The organism is Protofrankia sp. Cj3, assembly GCF_917627355.1.
In the GTDB taxonomy this organism is placed as follows: domain Bacteria; phylum Actinomycetota; class Actinomycetes; order Frankiales; family Frankiaceae; genus Protofrankia.
The window spans coordinates 5,286-6,222 of sequence record NZ_CAKJTR010000217.1 but is presented as its reverse complement, the minus strand read 5'-3'; the positions used below and the strand labels follow the sequence as shown (position 1 = coordinate 6,222).

At 61.9% G+C, this 937-nt stretch carries 2 protein-coding genes; both read right to left on the bottom strand.

Annotated elements, in window-relative coordinates; genetic code table 11:
• Positions 1-4 precede the first annotated feature (4 nt).
• Positions 5-322, bottom strand: a complete 318-nt coding sequence (locus MJ783_RS20585) for an XRE family transcriptional regulator (RefSeq protein WP_239312859.1) — start codon at positions 320-322, stop codon at positions 5-7.
• A gap of 6 nt (positions 323-328) precedes the next feature.
• Positions 329-691 (bottom strand): type II toxin-antitoxin system RelE/ParE family toxin, encoded by a 363-nt coding sequence (locus MJ783_RS20580; RefSeq protein WP_239312856.1) that lies wholly within the window; start codon positions 689-691, stop codon positions 329-331.
• Positions 692-937 lie beyond the last annotated feature (246 nt).

Below are 937 nucleotides of genomic sequence, written 5' to 3'. Positions count from 1 at the left end.
TAGGTCATCCAACCGTTATACGCTCGTCACCGAACTTCGCCACGATCTCAACCTGACCTCCGAGCGCCTCAATATAGCTACGCACGGTAGCAATTTCGGTGTGATCCAAGTCGCCTCGCTCAATACGTGATATCCGCGACTGAGACACGCCGATCCGCTCAGCCACCTCGCCCTGGTCGAGCCCATAGGTCCGCCGGATGTCGGCCAGTCGATGCGCCCGGGTCTCAGCCCGCATTCTCACGCCGATCGCGTCAATCCGCTCCTGGCCAAGCAGTCCGGTCGCCACAACCTCGGTGCGTACCTCTTCCCACGTCCGCGCCATGACCCGTCAGCTCCTCTCCACGCCATAGTCGCCATCCAACCACCGCTGGTAGCGCTGCTCCGCCAACGGGATGTTCACCTCGTACCACCGCCGCCACTGGCCGGACTTGTCGCCTGCGACCAGCAACACCGCTTGTCGCTGCGGGTCGAACACAAACAAGATCCGCACCTCGGTACCTCCCGCCGACCCCGGCCGGAGCTCCTTCATGTTGTGGATCTTTGAGTCCTGGATGCTGTCAACGTACGGACGCCCCAACGCCGGACCATCGGAAACCAGTTGATCGATCGCCGCCGTAACGAGCTCAGCAGTCCGGGGATCGCTGCGCACCAGACCCATGAACCATTCGTCGACTTCATCGACGAGGATCACGGCCCACTTCACAACGCCTACAATGCCCCACACGGTCTATGACGTCAAGGTTCTACGCCTCTCTGTGACACGAGCGTGCCCAAAGCGATACAAGAAGCGCTTCGTGCCCTGGCCTTCATCCTTCAGTCATCCTCGTTGCTGACAGCCACGTTGACAGCCAAACCGGCGGACGACCACGGACATCGGCGAACGTCAGCGGACGCACGCCCCTGGTTAGCGGACGCGGTGGACGTCCACGGACGTCGA